Annotated in this window: 1 protein-coding gene; it reads left to right on the top strand. The window is 51.0% G+C overall.

What is annotated here, in order from left to right; genetic code table 11:
• Window positions 1-313: 313 nt before the first annotated feature.
• Window positions 314-1,072 (top strand): DUF6973 domain-containing protein, encoded by a 759-nt coding sequence (locus HMPREF2537_RS13050; protein WP_246820309.1) that lies wholly within the window; start codon window positions 314-316, stop codon window positions 1,070-1,072.
• The last annotated feature ends 184 nt before the right edge of the window (window positions 1,073-1,256 follow it).

Here is a 1,256-nt window from a genome sequence, read left to right on the forward strand (position 1 = left end):
ACCCGCAGTTGCGGGCCTTTGTCATCGAGGAGTTGAACACGAAGTGGTCACCTTCCCCTTGGCTGCTGAGCCCTGCCCCCCCTAGGAACAAAACTCGGGGCACTTCAATCTACGAGCGTTACTAGTAGTACTTCGTTACTTCTGTGTGGAGCTGTGATCGATAAATTGGCAGGGGATATACACCTAATTAGGGGTGATTTTACAACTGTTAGTTTCCTAATAGGAATTATCTGTTACTCTGGGTAAGGAGCACCTAATATGCGTGTTTCCCTCGTCACGGATAATCGTTTTCACGAAATTTACAGGAGTTCTTATGCGCAATCGCGCCACAAGATTCATCATGGCTTTATCTACAGCAGCAGTTCTCGCATTTGGTTTAATCATTCCACCAAGTGCTGCTGCCCAAAACCTGGGGAATCTTACCCCCTTGCCCGCATCAACAATTGACTTAGACGCTGAAATTCGCGTAGACACCAGTGATGTCACAGATGAGGACATCATGAATGTTCAAGACGAGATCAAGGTGATGAACGAGTCCGCCGACCCGTACGGTTACTTCGCATCCCTGTCAGCTAATGAACAACGCGCAATCATTGCTGCAGTTGAACGTGCCAGGGTCACTGACATCAATCCTCAGGTAGCGCCTTTTGCGACCACCCAGTCGGACCCCTACCGGATATATATCCAGGGCCTTGAAATGCTGTCCTGCATCGCGCTGGTCGATGTAGTATCATGCGGCATCGCCAATCAGGCAGCCACAACCGCGAGTACGGAAGCGCAGAACCGGTTTCCTGGCGCCACATCACTCCGCAATGGAAAGGGCGATGCTTTTCGGCACTGCTCGTGGAATGCCCTGATGACGATGACAATCGGTGCAGGTGCAGCTGAACGCATTGCTACTAACCACGAAACTGTCGCTCAGGGGCCAGCGGATGAGACCAGCATGGACCTGTATAACAATGCCCAAGGTCGATTTCTTGGATCTGCTTTCGCAAGTAGTGGCGACGAAGCTGCTGCTCTGAACCAGTGCGCCCTCTGGGCAAGGATTGGACTGCTATCTACACTTTCCTAGGATAGGCACGAGTAGGGGGTTATGTTAATGAGACGCATGATGGCGCGGATAGGGTTCACTAGTATTGTCTCCCTATCACTCTCCTCTTGTAGTTTTAATGACCCATTGGCTTCTCATCTCGCGTCCCTAGAACGATCGGGACATGCAATCCCCGTTACTGAGTCCATCACACTGGAGGAACTCT

It is taken from the genome of Corynebacterium sp. HMSC074E01 (assembly GCF_001808885.1).
GTDB lineage: Bacteria > Actinomycetota > Actinomycetes > Mycobacteriales > Mycobacteriaceae > Corynebacterium.

Coding starts and splice junctions, on each gene's coding strand:
- HMPREF2537_RS13050 (WP_246820309.1), top strand. CDS start 314: ATGCGCAATCGCGCCACAAGATTCATCATGGCTTTATCTACAGCAGCA.